Genomic DNA, 20,329 nt, shown 5'->3' with positions numbered 1-20,329 from the left:
CTGCGGCACCCGCGCCTGAATGCGGCGCGGGTGCGCCACATCAAGCTACGCGTTCTTTTCCGCCTTTGCGCGGGTTTCCGACAGGGTCATGCCGGGCGACAGCGCCTCGGGGTCGAGCGTCAGTTCGATCACCGCAGGCAGGCCCGAGGCCACGGCGCGGTCGAAAGCGGCGGCGAAATCCTCGGTCCGGTCCACCCGCTCACCATGGCCGCCATAGGCGCGGGCAAGGGCGGCATAGTCGGGGTTGAACAGGTCGGTGCCGGACACGCGCCCGGGATAATGCCGTTCCTGATGCATGCGGATCGTGCCGTAGCGGCCATTGTTGGCCACGATTGTCACCACCGCCGCGCCATATTGCCGGGCGGTCGACATCTCGTTCAGGGTCATCTGGAAACAGCCGTCCCCGGCGAAGCAGACCACGGTGCGGTCGGGGTGTTCCAGCTTTGCTGCAATCGCCGCCGGGAAGCCATAGCCCATGGAGCCGGAGGTCGGCGCCAGATGCCCGGGAAAGCCGCGCGCGCGGAAATAGCGGTGCACCCATGCGGCGTAATTGCCCGCACCATTGGTGGCGATCGCGTCATCGGGCAGCGTGTCGGACAGGTGCTTCATCACGGCCTCTAACTGTACCGCGCCGGGGCTGGCCTTTGGCGTGACCCATGCGGCGTAATCGGCGCGGGCGGCGCGCGTCCAGCCGGTCCAGTCGGGGTGTTCGGGCGCGTCGCGCCGCGCCAGTTTCGCGATCACATCGACGGCGGGCGCGGCAAACCCCAGATCGGGGCGGAAAACGCGGCCCAGTTCATCGGGGTCGGGGTGGATATGGATGATGGTTTTGCCGGGCGCGCCGGGCTTCACGATCTCATACCCGCCGGTGGCGATGTCGCCAAAGCGCGCGCCGATGATCAGCAGGCAGTCGGCATCGCGCAGGCGCTGTTCCAGTGCGGGGTTCATGCCCACGCCCAGATCGCCCGCGTAATGGCTGTGGCGGTTGTCGATCCGGTCCTGACGGCGGAAAGTGGCGCAAACCGGCAGGTCAAAATTCTCGGCGAATTTTGCAAGATCCAGCGAAGTGTCGTGCGACCAGACCGACCCGCCCGCGATGACCAGCGGGCGTTTGGCACCGCAGAGCATGCCCAGAATGGCGTCGAGCTGATCGGAGCACACAAACGGCGGCTGCGGCGCGACGGCGGGAATGTCGGGGACATCGGCGCGGGCCGACAGCATGTTTTCGGGCAGCGCCAGCACGACGGGGCCGGGGCGGCCCGATTGCGCAAGGTGGAAGGCGCGGCTGATGTATTCCGGCAGGCGGTCGGTCTGATCGACCTCGGCGGCCCATTTGGCGATGGGTTTGAAGAATTCGCGGTAATTGACTTCCTGAAAGGCCTCGCGGTCGCGGTGGTTGTTGTCGATCTGGCCGACGAACATGATCAGCGGCGTGCTGTCTTGCCGCGCGATATGTATCCCGGCAGAGCCATTTGTTGCCCCCGGCCCGCGCGTCACGAAAACCACGCCGGGCTGGCCGGTCAGCTTTGCATGTGCCTCGGCCATCATGGTGGCGCCGCCCTCATGGCGGCAGACGATATTTTCGATACCGCTGTCGTGAAGGCCGTCCAGCGCGGCCAGAAAACTTTCGCCGGGGACCGAGAACACGCGCCGCACCCCCTGAATTTTCAGTTGATCCACCAGTATCTGCCCGCCGTGCCGGTCTGCCATGTGCTGTTCCTTCTTGTTGTATTGTCCCCCGGACTTATGTCGCAGGGTAAGACATTTCAAATGGAGGTACCATGTCACAATATTCTCTGGTCGGGCTTTGCGGGTCGTTGCGGGCGGAATCGCTGAACCGCAAGCTGATGATGGCGGCGGTGAAATCCTTTGATCCAGCGGAATTTACCGACGGTAACCTGCGCTTCCCGCTGTTCGATGAGGATCTGGAGGCGGAGGGAATTCCCACCGAGGTGACGGAACTGTCCGACCAGATCAAGGCCGCCGATGCCGTGGTGATCGCATGCCCCGAGTATAACAAGGCCCCGCCGGGCGTGCTGAAAAACGCGCTGGACTGGCTGAGCCGGGGGCCAGCGAAGCCCTGGGCGGACAAGCCGGTCGCGCTGATCTCGGCCACCGGCGGGCGCGCGGGGGGGGAGCGGACGCAATTTGCGCTGCGCCTGATGATGGTGCCCTTCCGCCCCCGGCTGCTGATGGGCCCCGAGGTGTTGGTGGGCGGCGCGTCAGAACATTTCGATGCGGATGGCGCGTTGAAAACCGACAGCTATATCAAGCTCTTGGATGATCTGATGGCCGGGCTGCGCGCAGAGATTGCGCGCTGACCGGCCCCACGGCCCGGCGCTACGCTGTCAGAGACCCAGCGCCACAGCCTCGGACCGCAGGGTGTTGGTCACGCGGACCAACTCGGCGCTGATGCCGGGTTCGGACAGCGCGTGACCTGCCTGCGGCACCAGCGTCAATGTGCCGCGTGGCCAGACCATGCTGAGATCCCACGCGGTCTTTGGCGGGCAGATCATGTCGTAGCGGCCCTGCACGATGGTGCCGGGCACATCGGCCAGCGTATGGGCGTTGCTTTGCAAAAAGCCGTCTTGTTCAAAGAAGCATCCATTGGCGAAGTAGTGATTCTCCAACCGTGCGAAGGCGCGGGCATAATCCGACGGGCTTTCGCCGCCCGGGCTGCGCGTCTCGATCGAGGCGAGGGCGTTTTCCCAGTTGCACCAGCGGCGGGCGTGCCGGTTTTCCGCCAGCATGTCGCCCGAAAACAGGCGATTGTGATAGGCGGTTACCAGATCGGTACGCTCTGCCTCGGGGATGAGTTCGACGAAACGCGCCCAGAGGTCGGGGAAGAAACGCCCCGCGCCACCGCCGTAAAACCAGTCCAGTTCGGTTTGCGTGCCCATGAACACGCCGCGCAGCACCAGATAGGCGGCGCGGTCGGGGTGGGTCTGTGCGTAGGCCAGCGCCAGCGTGGCGCCCCAACTGCCGCCGAACACGATCCAGCGCGGGATGTCCAGCGTGGTGCGGATCAGTTCGATATCGCGGATCAGGTGCCAGGTGGTGTTGGCGTCGACATTGGCATGGGGCCGCGAGCGGCCGCACCCGCGCTGGTCGAACAAGATCACCCGGTACTGAGCCGGGTCGAAATACCGCCGCATCGCCGGGCTGCACCCGCCCCCGGGGCCGCCGTGCAGCACCACCACGGGGATGCCCGCTGGATTGCCGCATTGTTCGACATAGATCGTATGGCCGTCGCCCACCTCCAGCATGCGCTGGTCGAACGGATCGATCGGCGGATAGAGAAAGGCTGCGCTGTTTTGGGCTGCTGATTTGTCCATGAGGCGACTATATAACGGGATGCGATCCCCCGCTATGGGGGGAAATCAAAAATTGACGCGGAGGCATCATGCAGACGACGATCGACACAGCCGAAGTTGCGAAATTCGAGGCGATGGCCGCCGAATGGTGGGACCCGAATGGCAAGTTCAAGCCGCTGCATATGCTCAACCCCTGTCGGCTGGACTATATCACCGCGCAGGTCGCGGCAGAGTTTGACCGTGATCTGACGGGGTCCAAGCCGTTCAAAGGGCTGCGGATTCTGGATATTGGCTGTGGCGGCGGGCTGTTGTCTGAACCCATGGCGCGGCTGGGCGCGGATGTGGTGGGGGCCGATGCGGCCCCGCGCAACATTCCCGTGGCGCAGGTTCATGCGGCGCAGGAGGGGTTGGACATCGATTATCGCCACACGACGGCGGAAGATATGGCCGCGGCGGGCGAACAATTCGACGCGATCCTGAACATGGAAGTGGTCGAACATGTTGCCGATCCGCTGGCCTATCTGACCGCCTGCCAACACTTGCTGCGGCCCGGCGGGCTGATGGTGTGTTCGACCCTGAACCGCAATCCCAAAAGCTATGTCATGGCGATCATCGGGGCCGAGCATGTGATGCGCTGGCTGCCCAAGGGCACGCATGATTGGCGCAAGTTCATCACCCCGGATGAGCTGTTTGCGCTGCTGCGCGATGCAGGGCTGGACCCGGTGGACCGCAAGGGGTTTGTTTTCAACCCCCTGGGCTGGTCATGGTCGCTGTCATCGCGCGATCTGTCGGTGAATTATGTCACCGCCAGCATCAAGCGTCAGGTATAGGCGATGCCCAGCAGGACCACGCCCAGGAGGACGCGGTAGATCACATAGGGCGTGAAGCTGACCGAACGTAGCAGCCGCATCATCAGCGCCAGGGCCAGCAGGGCGGCAAAGAAAGCAAACACCGCGCCGATGGCCGCATCGCGCGCAACGCCTGCATCGACGTTGCCGATCAGGTCCAGCCCCAGCAGCGCGCCAGAGGCCAGGATTGTCGGGATCGACATCAGCATGGCGATCTTTGCCGCGTCATGCCGGGTATAGCCCAATGCGCGCGCGCCAGAGATACAGGCGCCGGAGCGCGACGTGCCGGGGATCAGCGCGACGGCCTGCCACAGGCCCAGGATTACCGCATCGCGCAGGCCCCAGTTTTGTTGTGTCTTCGCTTCTGCGCCTTTCTGGTCGGTCACATAAAGGACGATGCCGAAAATGATCATCGTCCAGCCGATCACCGCAACGGACCGCATCAGGTCGATCAGGCCGGTCACTTTCAATATGAAGCCGATGATGAGCACCGGCACGGTTGCAATGGCAAGGCAGAGCGCAAGCCAGGCACCCTGATTGTCGATCCGCCCGCGCAACAGGTCCGGCACCCCGCGCACGGCCAGCGCGACATCGCTGCGGAAATACAAGATCACCGCCAGAAGTGTGCCCACGTGCACCGCAACATCAATCGCCAGACCTTGATCGTCGATTCCCGTTAATATGGGGTAAAGAATCAGGTGGCCGGATGAAGAAACCGGCAGAAATTCGGTTAAGCCCTGAATGAGCGCGAGCATGAGGAGGTGAAAAAGGGTCATGGGGTGCAGCCTGATTTGGGGGTTCGGCGCACCATAACGCGCTGTTCTGCACGCGGAAGAGGAATTTTATGTCAGTATAGCTGACTCAAATAACACGGAAAAGATGCGCGGAAGACCGCGAAGGGCAGAATAAATGCCATTTAGGTCAGTTGTGCTGACTTTTATTTGCGGATAACCTTTCGTAAAAGGCTATTTCAATTTGGGAGGCTCTGCCATGGCTCAACAGCGAATGCTCCAGTTTGTCACCGTCGAAAAACAGACGCCGGAAAAACGCCCGCCTAATCTACGCAAGGAAGATTTCGGCGAGATTTACCGTGAGTACGCGGCCGAGAAGGCTGCCGAACAATCCGGGCGGTGCAGCCAGTGCGGCGTGCCCTATTGCCAGACGCATTGCCCGCTGCACAACAACATCCCCGACTGGCTGCGCCTGACCGCCGAAGGGCGCCTGCAGGAAGCCTATGAACTGAGCCAGGCGACAAACACCTTCCCCGAGATCTGCGGCCGCATCTGCCCGCAAGACCGGCTGTGCGAAGGTAATTGTGTGATCGAACAATCCGGCCACGGCACGGTGACGATCGGCGCGGTAGAGAAATACCTGACCGATACCGCCTGGGAAATGGGCTGGGTGAAGCCCATCAAACCGCATGCGGAACGCGGTGAATCGGTGGGGATCATCGGCGCCGGTCCGGGCGGCCTTGCGGCAGCGGATGTGCTGCGCCGCGCGGGCGTGCAAGTGACTGTGTATGACCGCTATGACCGCGCGGGCGGGCTGATGACCTACGGCATCCCCGGCTTCAAGCTGGAAAAACCCGTTGTCATGCAACGGATTGAACAATTGGCGGAGGCTGGCGTGAAATTCGCGCTGAACTGCAACGTGGGCGAGGATGTCAGCTTCAACGCGCTGCGCGGCCAGCATGATGCGGTGATCATCGCCACGGGCGTCTACAAATCGCGCGCGCTGGAAGCGGCGGGCGCGAATGCCGGTGGCGTGGTCCGGGCGATCGACTACCTGACGGCCTCGAACCGCAAGAGCTTTGGCGATGATGTGCCGGAATTCGACAGCGGTGAGCTGAATGCCGAGGGCCGCCGCGTGGTGGTGATCGGCGGCGGCGACACGGCGATGGATTGCGTGCGCACCGCGATCCGGCAAGGCGCGACATCGGTCAAATGCCTGTACCGCCGCGACCGCACGAACATGCCGGGCAGCCAGCGCGAGGTGGCCAATGCCGAGGAAGAAGGCGTGGAATTCGTCTGGCAGACCGCGCCCAAGGGCTTTGAGGTCAACGATTCAGGGGCTATCAGCGCGGTAATGGTCGAGAAAATGCGGCTGGGTCGCCCCGATGCAACAGGCCGTCGCGCGCCCGAAGTCATTGACGGCGCTGATTATTCCGAACCCGCCGACCTGGTGGTCATGGCGCTGGGCTTTGAGCCTGAAGACCTGCCGACCCTGTGGGGGGAACCCGCGCTGGAGGTCACGCGCTGGGGCACCGTCAAGGCGAATTTCCGGACGCATGAGACTGAAATCCCCGGGGTTTACGCGGTGGGCGACATCGTGCGCGGTGCGTCCCTGGTGGTCTGGGCGATCCGTGACGGACGCGAGGCGGGCGATGCCGTGCTGACCTATCTCAACGCGCCCGCACAGGTGGCGGCGGAATGAGCGGCGCAATCCTGAGCACCCGCTCGGGCGGGTGCATGTGCGGCGCGGTGCGGCTCAGCGCCGGGCTGACAACGCATGATTTCGGTGCGTGCCATTGCGCGATGTGCCGCCGCTGGACCGGGTCGGCGCTGCTGGGCATCACGGTGCCGGTGGCAAATGTGGATTGGCAGGGGGCGGAGAATATCGCAACTTATCAAAGCTCTGACTGGGCTGAGCGCGCGAATTGCCGCACATGCGGGTCGGCGCTTTATTACCACGTCACGATGGAGGGGCCGATGTCGGCGCATCTGGAAATCCCGGTGGGGTTGTTCGACGATGCGGACGGGTTGAATTTCGACAATGAAATATACATCGACCACAAGCCCGACAGCTATACCTATGCCGGTGAACGGTCGCGGTTGACGCGCAAGGAGACGCTGGCGAAGTTCGGGATCTCGGACGAGGCCACCGCGCCATGAGCTTGCGCCGTGGCGGGCGTTAACAAGGTGTCCTGGCGGTAAAACTGCCGTCTGGAAATGGTATGGTTCCGGTATGGCTTTGATACATACGCGCGCCCGGTGCTGGATCTGGCAAGAATTCTTAACGGGGCAATGGCCCTGACCTTTTTCCCCGGATGGCCGATTTCGCAAGGATGGCCGTCCGCTCGCTCGGAGGGACTGAAGATGACGACATATGATGCAGCATGGGCCAAGGCCGAAGAAGCACGCCGCGCCTGGATGGATGCCAACGGGCTTTACAAGGCCGAGGATGAGCATTCGTCCTGCGGCGTGGGGCTGGTGGTGTCGATTGACGGCACGCCCTCGCGCAAGGTGGTCGAAGCCGGCATCGACGCGCTGAAGGCGATCTGGCACCGCGGTGCCGTGGATGCCGACGGCAAGACCGGCGACGGCGCGGGCATTCATGTGCAGATCCCGGTAAAGTTCTTTTACGACCAGATCCGACGCACCGGCCATGAGCCGAAGATGGATGCCATGGTCGCTGTGGGGCAGGTCTTTTTGCCGCGCACCGATTTTGGCGCGCAGGAACGCTGCCGGACCATCGTGGAAACCGAAGTGCTGCGCATGGGGCATCAGATTTACGGCTGGCGGCATGTGCCGGTCAATGTGTCGGTGTTGGGCGAGAAGGCCAATGCGACCCGCCCCGAGATCGAGCAGATCCTGATCCGCGACTGCAAGGGGATGGATGAGGAATCGTTCGAGCGCGAGCTTTATGTCATCCGCCGCCGGATCGAGAAGGCTGCGGCCAGCGCGCAGATCGCGCATCTGTATCTGTGCAGCCTGTCGTGCCGGTCGATCATCTACAAGGGCATGATGCTGGCCGAGCAGGTCGCCGAGTTCTATCCCGACCTGAAGGATGCGCGGTTCGAATCGGCTTTTGCGCTGTATCACCAGCGGTATTCGACCAATACTTTCCCGCAATGGTGGCTGGCGCAGCCCTTCCGCATGCTGGCGCATAACGGCGAGATCAACACGCTGAAGGGCAACCTCAACTGGCTGAAAAGCCACGAGATCCGCATGGCCTCCAGCGCGTTCGGCGATATGGCCGAAGACATCAAGCCGATTGTCGCGGCAGGGTCGTCGGACAGTGCCGCGCTCGATTCGGTGTTCGAGGTGATGGTGCGCGCGGGCCGCAGCGCGCCGATGGCGAAAACCATGCTGGTCCCCGAAGCCTGGTCGCAATCGGCGATCGAGATGCCGAAGGCGTGGCAGGACATGTACGCCTATTGCAACGCGGTGATGGAACCCTGGGACGGCCCGGCCGCGCTGGCCATGACCGACGGTCGTTGGGTCTGCGGCGGGCTGGACCGCAACGGCTTGCGCCCCATGCGTTATGTGGTGACGGGTGACAACCTGCTGATCGCCGGGTCCGAGGCGGGGATGGTCCCGATTGACGAGATGCAGGTGCGCGAAAAGGGCGCGCTTGGGCCGGGGCAGATGATTGCCGTCGATATGAAGGAAGGGCGGCTTTACCACGATACCGAGCTGAAGAACCGTCTGTCCGCCGCGCAGCCGTTCGGCGAATGGGTCGAGAAAGTCACCGACCTGAACGCGCTGCTGCGCGATGTGCCGGAAACCGCAATGTTCGACGGGGCCGAGCTGCGCCGCCGTCAGATCGCGGCAGGCTATTCGATGGAGGATGTCGAACAGGTGCTGGCGCCGATGGCCGAGGACGGCAAGGAGATGATCGCCAGCATGGGCGATGACACGCCCGCCGCGGTGCTGTCGAAAACCTATCGCCCGCTGTCGCATTACTTCCGCCAGAACTTCAGCCAGGTGACCAACCCGGCCATCGACAGCCTGCGCGAGTTTCGGGTGATGAGCCTGAAGACCCGGTTTGGCAACCTGAAGAACGTGCTGGACGAAGACAGCAGCCAGACCGAGATCCTGATGCTGGAAAGCCCGTTCATTGCGAATGCGGAATTCGACGTGATGATGGGGCAGTTCGGCGATCAGGTGACGATCATCGATTGCACTTTCCCCGCCGGGTCGGATGATGACGCGCTGCGCAAGGGGCTGGAGCGTATCCGGGCGGAAGCCGAGGATGCCGTGCGGTCCGGGGCCGCGCATCTGGTGCTGACGGATGAGCATCAGGACGGCGACCGGGTGTCGATGCCGATGATCCTGGCCACCAGCGCGGTGCATTCATGGCTGACGCGCAAAGGGCTGCGGACGTTCTGTTCGGTCAACGTGCGGTCAGCGGAATGTATAGATCCGCATTATTTCGCGGTGCTGATCGGCAGCGGGGCGACGACGGTGAACGCGTACCTTGCGCAAGATACGATTGCCGACCGGATCACGCGGGGCCTGATCGACGGACCCTTGACCGAGGCGATGCGGCGCTACCGCGCGGCGATTGATCTGGGGTTGCTCAAGATCATGTCGAAGATGGGGATCTCGGTGATCTCCAGCTATCGCGGGGGGCTGAACTTCGAGGCCGTGGGGCTGTCGCGCGCCATGGTGGCGGAATATTTCCCCGGCATGCAGTCGCGGATTTCCGGCATCGGCGTCTCGGGGCTGCAACACAAGGTCGAGGAAGTGCACGCGCGGGGCCTGCGCGGCGGCATGGATGTGCTGCCCATCGGCGGGTTCTACAAGGCGCGGCGGTCGGGCGAGAAACACGCCTGGGAAGCCACCAGCATGCACCTGCTGCAATCGGCCTGTGACCGTGCCAGCTTCGATTTGTGGCGGCAGTATTCGGACATGATGCGGGCGAATCCGCCGATCCATATCCGCGACCTGCTGGACATCAAGGCGATGGGCAAGGCGATCCCGATTGAAGAGGTGGAATCCATCACCTCGATCCGCAAGCGGTTCGTCACGCCGGGCATGAGCCTTGGCGCCCTGTCGCCCGAGGCGCACAAGACGCTGAACGTGGCGATGAACCGGATCGGCGCGAAGTCGGACAGCGGCGAGGGCGGCGAAGACCCCGCCCATTTCCTGCCCGAACCCAATGGCGACAACCCGTCGGCAAAGATCAAGCAGGTGGCATCCGGGCGCTTTGGCGTTACGGCGGAATATCTGAATGCCTGTGAAGAGCTGGAAATCAAGGTCGCGCAGGGTGCCAAGCCCGGCGAGGGCGGGCAATTGCCCGGCATGAAGGTCACGGCGCTGATTGCGCGGTTGCGCCATTCGACGCCGGGGGTGACGCTGATCTCGCCGCCGCCGCACCATGACATCTACTCGATCGAAGACCTTGCGCAGTTGATCTATGATCTGAAACAGATCAACCCGCGCGCCAAGGTGACGGTGAAGCTGGTTGCGGCCAGCGGTGTCGGCACGATTGCGGCAGGGGTGGCCAAGGCCAAGGCGGATGTCATCTTGATCTCTGGCCACAATGGCGGCACCGGGGCCAGCCCTGCGACCTCGGTCAAATTTGCCGGGTTGCCGTGGGAAATGGGCCTGACCGAGGTGCATCAGGTGCTGTCGATGAACAAGCTGCGCGAACGCGTGACCTTGCGCACCGATGGCGGGCTGCGCACGGGCCGGGATATTGTCATGGCGGCGATGATGGGGGCCGAGGAATACGGCATCGGCACCGCTGCGCTGATCGCCATGGGCTGCATCATGGTGCGGCAGTGCCAGTCGAACACCTGCCCGGTGGGCGTGTGTACCCAGAACGACGCGCTGCGCGCCAAGTTCACCGGCAACGCCGACAAGGTGGTGAACCTCATTACCTTCTACGCGCAAGAGGTGCGGGAAATCCTGGCCTCTATCGGTGCGCGGTCGCTGGATGAGGTGATCGGGCGGGCGGATCTGCTGACGCAGGTTTCGCGCGGATCGGCGCATCTGGATGATCTGGACCTGAACCCGCTGCTGATCACGGTCGATGGGGCGGAACACATCCGCTATGACCGCGAAAAGCCGCGCCAGTCGGTGCCCGATACGCTGGATGCCGAAATCATCCGCGACGCGACGCGGTTCCTGGAAGATGGCGAGAAGATGCAATTGTCCTATGCGGTGCGCAACACCGACCGGACCATCGGTACGCGGGTTTCCAGCCATATCGTCAAGCGGTTCGGCATGCGCAACACGTTGCAGCCCGACCACCTGACGGTAAAGCTGACCGGCAGCGCCGGGCAGTCGCTGGGCGCGTTTGCCGCGCCCGGTCTGAAGCTGGAGGTGTCGGGCGATGCGAATGACTATGTCGGCAAGGGCCTGTCGGGCGGCACGGTCGTGGTGCGGCCGCGCATGGCCTCGCCCCTGATCGCGTCGGAAAACACCATCATCGGCAACACGGTGCTTTATGGAGCGACCGATGGGTACCTGTTCGCCGCCGGGCGCGCGGGCGAACGGTTCGCGGTGCGCAACAGTGGCGCGAAAGTGGTGATCGAGGGCTGCGGGTCGAACGGCTGTGAATACATGACCGGCGGCGTTGCGGTGATCCTGGGGTCCATCGGTGCGAACTTTGGCGCGGGCATGACCGGCGGGATGGCGTATCTGTATGATCCCGAAGGGGCGGCGGCCGACCTGATGAACATGGAAACGCTGGTGACCTGCGGGGTCACGGTGGACCATTGGGAAGAACAGCTGAAAGCGCTGATCGCCCGGCACCATGAAGAGACCGGGAGCATCAAGGCGGGCGACATCCTGCGCCGCTGGGATATCGAGCTGAAGCATTTCGTGCAGGTTTGCCCGAAGGAAATGCTGACACATCTCAAGCACCCGCTGGGCGTGCAACCGCAGGCGGTGCCTGCCGAGTAAGCGGGCAGCCATGGCAAGCGGCAACAGGCGCGGGGGAAACCCCGCGCCTGTTTGCGTTTTGCTGTCTGCAGGTTGCGGGGGTGCATCGGTAATTCGTTGATTTTACAGTATTTCATGCGAGGGCAGGTGGCGCCTGCCGGGTGGGCCGGGCAGGTGGACTTTTCGCAGGCAACTGATCGTATCAGTTGTTGAATGACTCCTCCAACTTGGCTAGCATCGTGATCAGGGAGGAGATTGCGCGCCACGCAACATCTTTAGGTTGTGCGGCGACCGCGCTGCTGACTGCCCGTTTGACCCAATCGAGGAGGAACCCGATATGTCCAGAACCCACCTTTCACCTCTGCTTGCCCCAGTGCTTGCGGGGATGCTGTTTGCCGCCGCCGCCGCCCCCGCCCCGGCACAGGAATTTCCGCCCGGCATCCCGTTCGAGATGGCGGGCGATGTGCTGGATTTCAGCGATACCGACACGCTGGGCCTGACCATGGCCGAAGGCACCGAGACCTTCACGATCTTTGCCCCCGAGGAAGGCGGTCAGCAATTCGCGCATGGCGTGGTGCTGATGCCGTTCAAGGGGCAGCTTTATGCACAATGGCAGAGTTCGGCGCGCGATGAGGACGGGCCCGACACCGTGGTGGTCCATGCGGTCAGCGACAACGGATCGGACTGGTCCGCGCCTGCACCGCTGACCACGGAATGGGACGGGGGCTACAAGTCTTCCGGCGGCTGGTGGACCGACGGCGAGACGCTGGTGGCCTACCTGAACGTCTGGCCCGCCGATCTGTCGCCACGCGGCGGGCATGTGGAATATGTCGCCACGACCGATGGCGTGAACTGGTCCGAACCCGCGCCGGTCACCATGGCGGATGGCAGCGTCCTGAACGGGATATTCGAGCAGGACCCGCGCGCCCTGGCAGGCGATGCGCCGGATGGCGCGCGCATCGTCAGCTTCGCGCATTTTCAGCCCGGGTTGATCGCCACGCCGATCTATACCGACGACCCGATGGGCGTGTCGGGCTGGACGAAGGGCGCAATGACGAACCTGCCCACGGGCAACCCCGATATCAGCCGGGAACTGGAACCCAGCGCTTACATGCGCGGCGATGGCGCACTGGTGGCGGTTTTCCGCGATCAGGGCAATTCGTTCTACAAGCTGGCCTCGGTCAGCGAGGATGCGGGGGAAACATGGTCCGACCCGGTGCTGACCAACATGCCCGACGCACGCACCAAGCAAAGCGCGGGAAACCTGCCCGACGGGACCGCCTATCTGGTGGGCAACCCGCACCCCAACAAGGCGCGCATGCCGCTGGCCGTCGTGCTGAGCGATGACGGCTATCGCTTTGACCGCGCGTTCCTGTTGCGTGCGGCCAGCGACATGCAGCCGATGCGGTTTGAAGGGCAATACAAGCGGCCCAGCTATTCCTACCCCAAATCGGTGGTGTGGAACGGGCATCTGTATGCCGCCTATGCGACCAACAAGGAAGATGCCGAACTGACCCGCGTACCGCTGGAATCGCTGACCGCACAATAAGCCGCTGATTGCGGATGATCTGGAAAGGGGCCATGGCGGCCCCTTTTTGCGTCGGTGGTGCAGGTCTGGCGCGGCACTGCGGTGGGTCCCGTTACCTTCGGTTCGGCGCCGGGCCGCGCGTTGCCGGGCCGCGCGTTGCCGGGTCGCGCGGTGATCCTGCCCGGCCTGCCCTTGCGCTTCATGTCGGCAAGATCCTTGCATGATGATTGCTGCGCCCTGCCCCGGCCGGATCGCCGTACCCCTGGGGGCAGCCCTTTGAGGCGCGGCTGCGCGCTGCGTGGTGACGGGCGCTGCGTGGTGACGGGCGCCGCTGGCCGCAGCGCGGCAATTGTCGGAAATGGATTGATAGCATTTGATATTGATGCGCAATGGTGCGCTGCGGTATGAATCGAAAAACCGCACAGCCGGAAGGCCCCGCCATGCCAGCAGACCAGCCAGCAGACCAGCCAGCCCCGACGCAAGCCGAAATCAGCGCGCTGATTGACGGGAATCTGCATCTGGAAGGGCCGATGCTGCCGATCCTGCATGCGGTGCAGGCGGCATTCGGGCATATCCCGGCGGCGGCGCTGGGCCTGATTGCCACGGCGCTGAACCTGACGCGGGCCGAGGTGCATGGCGTGGTGTCGTTCTACCACGATTTCCGCGAGGCACCGGCCGGGCGGCATGTGCTGAAGCTTTGCCGTGCCGAGGCCTGTCAGGCAGTGGGCGCGAATGCCCTGGCGCAAGATGTGCTGGCGCGGCTGGGCGTGGATTGGCACGGCACCACGGTCGATGGCGCCGTGACGGTAGAGCCGGTCTATTGCCTGGGGCTGTGCGCCTGTGGCCCGGCGCTGAGCCTCGATGGCCGGGCGGTGGGCCGTGTGGATGCCGCGCGCCTGCAAGATGTGTTGCGCGGGGTGGGCGTATGAAGGTTTATGTGCCCATGGACAGCGCCGCGAAGGCGCTGGGCGCGGATGCGGTGGCCGAGGCGGTGGTGGCCGAGGCCGCGCGTCGTGGCATGACGCTGGAGGTCATCCGCAACGGCACGCGCGGGATGATCTGGCTGGAACCCTTGGTCGAGGTTGATACGGGGGCCGGGCGGCAGGCCTATGGGCCGGTCGCGCCCGGTGATGTGCCAGCACTGCTGGACGGGACATTGCCGGGGCTGGGGCGGGTGGAAGACATCGCGTTCTTCGCCCGTCAGACCCGGCTGACCTTTGCGCGTTGCGGCGTCACCGACCCGCTGTCGCTGGATGATTATGCCGCGCATGGCGGGCTGGCGGGCCTGCGGCGTGCGCTGGGCATGACGGGCGCCCAGATCGTCGCCGAGGTTACGGACAGCGGGCTGCGCGGCCGGGGCGGCGCGGGGTTTCCCACCGGCATCAAGTGGAACACGGTGCTGGGGGCTGTGGCCGATCAGAAATACATCGTGTGCAATGCGGATGAGGGCGACAGCGGCACCTTTGCCGACCGGATGCTGATGGAGGGCGACCCCTTCACGCTGATCGAGGGTATGGTGATCGCGGGTCTGGGGGTCGGTGCCTCGCGCGGGTATGTCTATCTGCGGTCGGAATATCCCGATGCGATCAGCGTGATGAACGCGGCGGTGCAGATCGCGCGGGGCGCCGGTGTGCTGGGGCCCGATGTCCTGGGATCGGGCCGGGCGTTTGACATGGAGATCCGGGTTGGTGCCGGGGCCTATGTCTGCGGCGAGGAAACTGCGCTGCTCAACAGTCTTGAGGGCAAGCGCGGCGTGGTGCGGGCCAAGCCGCCGCTGCCCGCGCTGGAGGGGTTTCTGGGCAAACCCACGGTGGTGAACAATGTCATCAGCCTGGCCACGGTGCCGGTGATCTTTGAAAAAGGTGCAGCGTTTTATGCAGGCTTCGGGCTGGGCCGGTCGCGCGGCACGGTCACCTTGCAGATCGCGGGCAATGTGGCGCGGGGCGGGTTGTTTGAGACCGCGTTTGGCATGTCGCTTGGCGAGTTGGTTCTGGATGTGGCGGGGGGCACGGCCTCGGGGCGGGCGGTGAAGGCGGTACAGGTCGGCGGGCCGCTGGGTGCCTATATGCCGCCTGCGACATTCGACACGGCGCTGGGCTATGAGGATCTTGACGCGGCGGGCGGGCTGATCGGCCATGCCGGGGTCGTGGTGTTTGACGATACCGCCGACATGCTGGGGCTGGCGCGGTTTGCCATGGAATTCTGCGCGGTCGAGAGTTGTGGAAAATGCACGCCCTGCCGGATTGGCGCGGTGCGCGGGGTAGAGACCATCGACCGCATTGCGCGCGGGGATGCGGAGGCGATTTCGCTGCTGACGGACCTGTGCGAGACGATGAAGGACGGTTCGCTCTGCGCGCTGGGCGGCTTCACGCCCTATCCGGTGATGTCGGCGCTGACGCATTTCCCCAAAGACTTCGCCCGCCGCAAGGAGGCTGCCGAATGAAGGATTTCATCATCCCTGACGCCCTGCATGGTGATCGCGACATGGGCACGCCCGCGCGCAGCGGCACGCCCGTGACGCTGCGCATTGACGGTTTCAGCGTGACCGTGCCGGAAGGCACCAGCGTCATGCGCGCCGCCGCCGAGGCGGGGATTGCCGTGCCGAAGCTGTGCGCGACGGAGAGTGTCAAGGCCTTTGGCTCTTGCCGTTTGTGCGTGGTCGAGATCGCGGGGCGGCGCGGCACGCCCGCATCGTGCACCACGCCGGTCGCCGAGGGCATGGATGTGCGCACCCAGTCCGACAAGATCCGCAAGCTGCGGCGCGGGGTGATGGAGCTTTATATCTCGGACCACCCGCTGGATTGCCTGACCTGTGCGGCGAATGGCGATTGCGAGTTGCAAGACATGGCGGGGGCCGTGGGGCTGCGCGATGTGCGCTATGATGCCGTTGATACGCATTTCCGTGCCCGCAACACCAGCGGTGAGGTCAACCCGGCCTATATTCCGAAAGACGAATCCAACCCCTATTTCACCTATGACCCGTCGAAATGCATCGTCTGCTCGCGCTGCGTGCGCGCCTGCGAAGAGGTGCAGGGCACCTTTGCGCTGACCATCGAGGGGCGCGGCTTCGACAGCCGGGTGTCGTTTGGCGCAAGGTCCGATGATGCGATGGCGTCGGATTGCGTGAGTTGCGGGGCGTGCGTGCAGGCGTGCCCGACCGCGACATTGCAGGAGAAATCCATCATCGAGATGGGGATTCCGCAGCGATCTGTCATCACCACCTGCGCCTATTGTGGCGTGGGGTGTTCGTTCAAGGCGGAACTGAACGGTGACGAACTGGTGCGCATGGTGCCTTACAAGCATGGCAAGGCCAACCGGGGGCATAGCTGCGTCAAGGGGCGCTTTGCCTATGGTTACGCCACGCACCGCGACCGCATCCTGAAACCCATGATCCGCGACCGGATTGACGCGCCATGGCAAGAAGTGTCGTGGGACGAGGCCCTGCGCTTTGCCGCTGACAAGATGCGCGGCTTGCAGGAGACATATGGCCGCCGGTCGATCGGGGTCATCACGTCGAGCCGTTGCACCAATGAGGAAACCTATCTGGTGCAGAAGCTGGCGCGGGGGGTGTTCATGAACAACAACACCGACACCTGCGCGCGGGTGTGCCATTCGCCCACCGGCTACGGCCTTGGCCAGACCTTTGGCACCAGCGCGGGCACGCAGGATTTCGACAGCGTGGAACATACCGATGTGGTGATCGTGATCGGGGCGAATCCGACGGATGGGCACCCGGTCTTTGCCTCGCGGCTGAAGAAACGCCTGCGCGCCGGGGCCAAGCTGATCGTGATCGACCCGCGCCGGATTGATCTGGTGAAATCGGCGCATGTGCGCGCGGCACATCATCTGGCGCTGCGGCCCGGCACCAATGTGGCCGTCGTCTCGGCGTTGGCGCATGTCATCGTGACCGAGGGGCTGATGGATGAGGGGTTCATCCGCGACCGCTGCGATTGGGATGAATTCCTGGACTATGCCGCCTTCATCAGCGACCCGCGCCACAGCCCCGAGGCGACCGAGATGCTGACCGGCGTGCCTGCGGCGGATCTGCGCGCCACGGCCCGGTTGTTTGCCAATGGCGGCAATGGCGCGATCTATTATGGCCTGGGCGTGACGGAACACAGCCAGGGGTCCACCACTGTGATCGGCATCGCGAACCTTGCCATGCTGACCGGCAATGTCGGGCGGCCGGGCGTCGGTGTGAACCCGCTGCGCGGGCAGAACAATGTGCAGGGCGCTTGCGATATGGGGTCCTTCCCGCATGAACTGCCGGGCTATCGCCATGTGAAGGGTGCCGAGGTGCGCGGGATTTTCGAGGCCGCCTGGGGCGTGACCATCGACCCCGAACCCGGCCTGCGCATTCCCAACATGCTGGACGCGGCGGTGGATGGCACGTTCAAGGGCCTTTACTGTCAGGGCGAGGATATTCTGCAATCCGACCCCGACACCAGGCATGTCGCCGCGGGCCTTGCCGCGATGGAATGCGTGATCGTGCATGACCTGTTCCTGAACGAGACCGCGAATTACGCGCATGTGTTTCTGCCGGGTTCGACCTTTCTGGAAAAGGACGGCACCTTCACCAATGCCGAGCGTCGCATCAACCGGGTGCGCCGCGTCATGGCGCCGCGCAACGGTCATGCCGACTGGGAGGTGACGCAACTGCTGGCGCGCGCCATGGGGGCGGACTGGAATTACACCCATCCCAGCCAGATCATGGCCGAGATCGCCGCGACGACCCCCAGTTTCGCGGGCGTGGATTACGCGGTGCTGGAGGAAAAGGGCAGCGTGCAGTGGCCCTGTAACGCCGAGCACCCCGAGGGCACGCCGCTGATGCATGTCGACGGGTTCATGCGCGGCAAGGGGCGGTTCATCGTCACCGAATATGTCGCCACCGAGGAACGCACCGGCCCGCGCTTTCCGCTGCTGCTGACGACGGGGCGTATCTTGTCGCAATACAATGTCGGCGCGCAGACCCGGCGCACGGCGAATGTGGCCTGGCATCAAGAGGATGTGCTGGAAATTCACCCGCATGATGCAGAGGTGCGGGGGGTGAAGGACGGGGATTTCGTGCGCCTTGCGTCGCGCGCGGGACAGACGGCGCTGCGCGCGCAGATCACCGACCGCGTGGCGCCGGGGGTGGTTTACACCACCTTCCATCACCCCGACACGCAGGCCAATGTCATCACCACCGATTTTTCGGACTGGGCGACGAATTGCCCGGAATACAAGGTGACGGCGGTGCAGGTCAGCCTGTCGAACGGGCCGAGTGACTGGCAGGCGGACTATAGCGCGCAGGCGGCACAATCGCGGCGTATCTTGCCTGCGGCGGAATAGGGCATGGTGTGGCCTTCCCCATGCAGCGTGCCCCCGCAGGTAAGTGTACGGGGCCTGTCGGTGCAGCGCGACGGTGCCCGCGCCGTGACGCGCTGTTTGCCTGAAGAAACGCCCACCGCGCTGGTCTTCAACGGCACCACCGTGGCGGTGATGATGGTCAGCCCCGCCGATCTGGAGGATTTCGCCTGTGGCTTCGCGCTGAGCGAGGGCTTCATCGACCGGCTGGACCAGATCGAGGCGCTGGAGGTCGTGGGGCATGGCGCGGGCATGGAGGCGCGCTTCTGGGTCCCGCAGGCGCAGGCGGTGGCCATTCAGGCGCGCCGCCGCAGCATGCTGGGCCCGGTGGGCTGCGGGCTGTGCGGCATCGACAGTCTGGATCAGGCGATCCGCCCGCTGCCGGTGCTGGACCACGGCGGCGTAACGCTGTCGCGGCAGGAGGTGGGGCAGGTGACGGACAGCCTGCGCGCGCATCAGCCGCTGCACGACCAGACCCATGCCGTACATGCGGCGGGCTTCATGCGGCCCGGGCAGGGGATCATCATCGCGCGTGAGGATGTGGGGCGGCACAATGCGCTGGACAAGCTGATCGGCGCGATGGCGCGGGAAGGGCTGGATGCCGGGGCGGGCGCGATTGTCCTGACCTCACGCGTGTCGGTCGAGATGGTGCAGAAGACGGTGGTGGCGGGATGCCCCGTGCTGATCGCCGTGTCGGCCCCGACCGCCCATGCGTTGCGGCTGGCGCAGGCCGCGCGGCTGACGCTGGCCGCCTTCGCGCGTGGCGGTGGGTTTGACGTCTACGCCCACCCAGAACGGATCGAGACCGGAGCGACCGATGCAGCCTGATAAAATGGTTCGGATGGCCAACCAGATCGCCACGTTTTTCCAGACCCAGCCCAGCCAGGACCCGGCCAGCGATGACCGTGCCGAACGCGTTGCGGCGCATATCAATGACTTCTGGGAACCCCGAATGCGGATGCAGTTGCTGACGCATGCGCGCGCGGGCGGGGCGGGTCTGTCGCCGCTGGCGCTGGACGCCTGCGCCCATGTGCGCCGACCGGCCGAAGCTTAGGCGCCCCAGGTGGGGCACGGGCCTGTCGGCGCGGGGGTGCATGTGGCGGCGCGCCGGGGCTTCCGGCGCGCGGACCTGAGGTGCAGGCTGGGGGTTGTCTGCCTGCGATTTGGCAAAGCGAGTGGACACGCAAAGTGAGTGGACACCCTGACAGGAGGCCCTTTTCCCGGACGCAATGGCGGGGGGCAGCACCACGCCCGGCACGCAGCACCCGACCCATTCACATGGGGTTGGTCATCATCCCGGTTGTGGTGAAGAAATGGTGCCCCAAGACGGACTCGAACCGCCGACCACCTATTTACGAAACAGGTGCTCTACCAACTGAGCTATTGGGGCCACGCGTGGCGTATAGCGGAGTGATCGGGGCTTTTCAAGATGCTCACTGGGCCGTCAACGCCGTGTATGGCGTTATTTTTGCGCCCGGTCTGGGGTCGCGTTCTGGGGGGTCTTGCGGGGGGCTTGGGGGCTGAAAGGGGGGCGGACTGCCCCCGGGTTTGCCGTTTTGCCGGTGTTCGCACCGCATTCGCACCGCGTTGTCATCGCCGTGATACATAACGCGTGCAAGTTCCGGGCGGCATTTCTGTCTGGTGCAGGCCGGGGGGGCAGGTGCCGCGAAACCCCGGTCG

General features: G+C 64.4%; 14 protein-coding genes and 1 tRNA gene. 11 read left to right on the top strand and 4 right to left on the bottom strand.

The window, feature by feature from the left end; translation table 11 throughout:
• Window positions 1-45: 45 nt before the first annotated feature.
• Window positions 46-1,710: a thiamine pyrophosphate-binding protein gene (locus tag H9529_RS10395; RefSeq protein WP_092890381.1), complete on the bottom strand. Its 1,665-nt coding sequence runs from the start codon at window positions 1,708-1,710 to the stop codon at window positions 46-48.
• Between the two features lie 71 nt (window positions 1,711-1,781).
• On the opposite strand from H9529_RS10395, the gene H9529_RS10390 reads away from it, so the two are divergent.
• Window positions 1,782-2,321, top strand: a complete 540-nt coding sequence (locus H9529_RS10390; protein ID WP_092890378.1) for an NADPH-dependent FMN reductase — start codon at window positions 1,782-1,784, stop codon at window positions 2,319-2,321.
• A 27-nt stretch (window positions 2,322-2,348) separates the two neighbouring features.
• Here H9529_RS10390 and pip read toward each other — a convergent pair whose 3' ends face one another.
• On the bottom strand, window positions 2,349-3,335 hold the full coding sequence (gene pip / locus H9529_RS10385; RefSeq protein ID WP_092890375.1) for a prolyl aminopeptidase: 987 nt from the start codon (window positions 3,333-3,335) through the stop codon (window positions 2,349-2,351).
• A gap of 68 nt (window positions 3,336-3,403) precedes the next feature.
• Between pip and ubiG the strand changes: the two genes are divergently transcribed.
• A complete protein-coding gene (gene ubiG, locus H9529_RS10380; RefSeq protein ID WP_092890372.1) occupies window positions 3,404-4,144 on the top strand; it encodes a bifunctional 2-polyprenyl-6-hydroxyphenol methylase/3-demethylubiquinol 3-O-methyltransferase UbiG in 741 nt (246 codons plus the stop codon).
• Here the strand turns inward: ubiG and H9529_RS10375 are convergent.
• Window positions 4,135-4,938 (bottom strand): undecaprenyl-diphosphate phosphatase, encoded by an 804-nt coding sequence (locus H9529_RS10375; RefSeq protein WP_092890369.1) that lies wholly within the window; start codon window positions 4,936-4,938, stop codon window positions 4,135-4,137. The two genes, ubiG and H9529_RS10375, sit on opposite strands and share 10 nt — an antisense overlap.
• A gap of 214 nt (window positions 4,939-5,152) precedes the next feature.
• Between H9529_RS10375 and H9529_RS10370 the strand changes: the two genes are divergently transcribed.
• The 9 genes from H9529_RS10370 (at window position 5,153) to H9529_RS10330 (ending at window position 19,703) form a co-directional block, all read left to right on the top strand.
• The gene (locus tag H9529_RS10370) at window positions 5,153-6,595 is read left to right on the top strand and encodes an NAD(P)-dependent oxidoreductase (RefSeq protein WP_092890366.1); all 1,443 of its coding nucleotides are present in this window, start codon (window positions 5,153-5,155) and stop codon (window positions 6,593-6,595) included.
• Window positions 6,592-7,053: a GFA family protein gene (locus H9529_RS10365; RefSeq protein WP_223814132.1), complete on the top strand. Its 462-nt coding sequence runs from the start codon at window positions 6,592-6,594 to the stop codon at window positions 7,051-7,053. The genes H9529_RS10370 and H9529_RS10365 overlap by 4 nt, the downstream gene beginning before the upstream one ends.
• A gap of 204 nt (window positions 7,054-7,257) precedes the next feature.
• The gene (gene gltB, locus H9529_RS10360) at window positions 7,258-11,796 is read left to right on the top strand and encodes a glutamate synthase large subunit (protein WP_092890595.1); all 4,539 of its coding nucleotides are present in this window, start codon (window positions 7,258-7,260) and stop codon (window positions 11,794-11,796) included.
• A 316-nt stretch (window positions 11,797-12,112) separates the two neighbouring features.
• Window positions 12,113-13,324 (top strand): sialidase family protein, encoded by a 1,212-nt coding sequence (locus H9529_RS10355; RefSeq protein WP_176847157.1) that lies wholly within the window; start codon window positions 12,113-12,115, stop codon window positions 13,322-13,324.
• A 419-nt stretch (window positions 13,325-13,743) separates the two neighbouring features.
• Window positions 13,744-14,232, top strand: a complete 489-nt coding sequence (locus H9529_RS10350) for a formate dehydrogenase subunit gamma (RefSeq protein WP_092890589.1) — start codon at window positions 13,744-13,746, stop codon at window positions 14,230-14,232.
• Window positions 14,229-15,746 carry a formate dehydrogenase beta subunit gene (locus H9529_RS10345; RefSeq protein WP_092890361.1) on the top strand — a complete coding sequence of 506 codons (1,518 nt, stop codon included), beginning with the start codon at window positions 14,229-14,231 and terminating at the stop codon, window positions 15,744-15,746. The genes H9529_RS10350 and H9529_RS10345 overlap by 4 nt, the downstream gene beginning before the upstream one ends.
• On the top strand, window positions 15,743-18,634 hold the full coding sequence (gene fdhF / locus H9529_RS10340; RefSeq protein WP_092890358.1) for a formate dehydrogenase subunit alpha: 2,892 nt from the start codon (window positions 15,743-15,745) through the stop codon (window positions 18,632-18,634). Before H9529_RS10345 ends, fdhF begins: the two co-directional genes overlap by 4 nt.
• Before the next feature lie 3 nt (window positions 18,635-18,637).
• A complete protein-coding gene (fdhD, locus tag H9529_RS10335) occupies window positions 18,638-19,477 on the top strand; it encodes a formate dehydrogenase accessory sulfurtransferase FdhD (protein ID WP_092890355.1) in 840 nt (279 codons plus the stop codon).
• Window positions 19,467-19,703 carry a formate dehydrogenase subunit delta gene (locus H9529_RS10330; RefSeq protein WP_092890352.1) on the top strand — a complete coding sequence of 79 codons (237 nt, stop codon included), beginning with the start codon at window positions 19,467-19,469 and terminating at the stop codon, window positions 19,701-19,703. Before fdhD ends, H9529_RS10330 begins: the two co-directional genes overlap by 11 nt.
• A gap of 260 nt (window positions 19,704-19,963) precedes the next feature.
• Here the strand turns inward: H9529_RS10330 and H9529_RS10325 are convergent.
• Window positions 19,964-20,039 (bottom strand) — tRNA-Thr (locus H9529_RS10325).
• Window positions 20,040-20,329: the final 290 nt, after the last annotated feature.

This window comes from Roseicitreum antarcticum, assembly GCF_014681765.1.
In the GTDB taxonomy this organism is placed as follows: Bacteria; Pseudomonadota; Alphaproteobacteria; order Rhodobacterales; family Rhodobacteraceae; genus Roseicitreum; species Roseicitreum antarcticum.
The sequence above is the reverse complement of the archived record's forward strand: the minus strand, read 5'-3'. Positions and strand labels throughout refer to the sequence as shown.

What these genes read in the sequence shown, in the direction of transcription:
- pip (WP_092890375.1), bottom strand. Translation starts at nt 3,335, where the DNA reads ATGGACAAATCAGCAGCCCAAAACAGCGCAGCCTTTCTCTATCCGCCG.
- H9529_RS10365 (WP_223814132.1), top strand. Translation starts at nt 6,592, where the DNA reads ATGAGCGGCGCAATCCTGAGCACCCGCTCGGGCGGGTGCATGTGCGGC.
- gltB (WP_092890595.1), top strand. Translation starts at nt 7,258, where the DNA reads ATGACGACATATGATGCAGCATGGGCCAAGGCCGAAGAAGCACGCCGC.
- H9529_RS10355 (WP_176847157.1), top strand. Translation starts at nt 12,113, where the DNA reads ATGTCCAGAACCCACCTTTCACCTCTGCTTGCCCCAGTGCTTGCGGGG.
- H9529_RS10345 (WP_092890361.1), top strand. Translation starts at nt 14,229, where the DNA reads ATGAAGGTTTATGTGCCCATGGACAGCGCCGCGAAGGCGCTGGGCGCG.
- H9529_RS10395 (WP_092890381.1), bottom strand. Translation starts at nt 1,710, where the DNA reads ATGGCAGACCGGCACGGCGGGCAGATACTGGTGGATCAACTGAAAATT.
- H9529_RS10375 (WP_092890369.1), bottom strand. Translation starts at nt 4,938, where the DNA reads ATGACCCTTTTTCACCTCCTCATGCTCGCGCTCATTCAGGGCTTAACC.
- H9529_RS10390 (WP_092890378.1), top strand. Translation starts at nt 1,782, where the DNA reads ATGTCACAATATTCTCTGGTCGGGCTTTGCGGGTCGTTGCGGGCGGAA.
- fdhF (WP_092890358.1), top strand. Translation starts at nt 15,743, where the DNA reads ATGAAGGATTTCATCATCCCTGACGCCCTGCATGGTGATCGCGACATG.
- H9529_RS10330 (WP_092890352.1), top strand. Translation starts at nt 19,467, where the DNA reads ATGCAGCCTGATAAAATGGTTCGGATGGCCAACCAGATCGCCACGTTT.
- fdhD (WP_092890355.1), top strand. Translation starts at nt 18,638, where the DNA reads ATGGTGTGGCCTTCCCCATGCAGCGTGCCCCCGCAGGTAAGTGTACGG.
- ubiG (WP_092890372.1), top strand. Translation starts at nt 3,404, where the DNA reads ATGCAGACGACGATCGACACAGCCGAAGTTGCGAAATTCGAGGCGATG.
- H9529_RS10370 (WP_092890366.1), top strand. Translation starts at nt 5,153, where the DNA reads ATGGCTCAACAGCGAATGCTCCAGTTTGTCACCGTCGAAAAACAGACG.
- H9529_RS10350 (WP_092890589.1), top strand. Translation starts at nt 13,744, where the DNA reads ATGCCAGCAGACCAGCCAGCAGACCAGCCAGCCCCGACGCAAGCCGAA.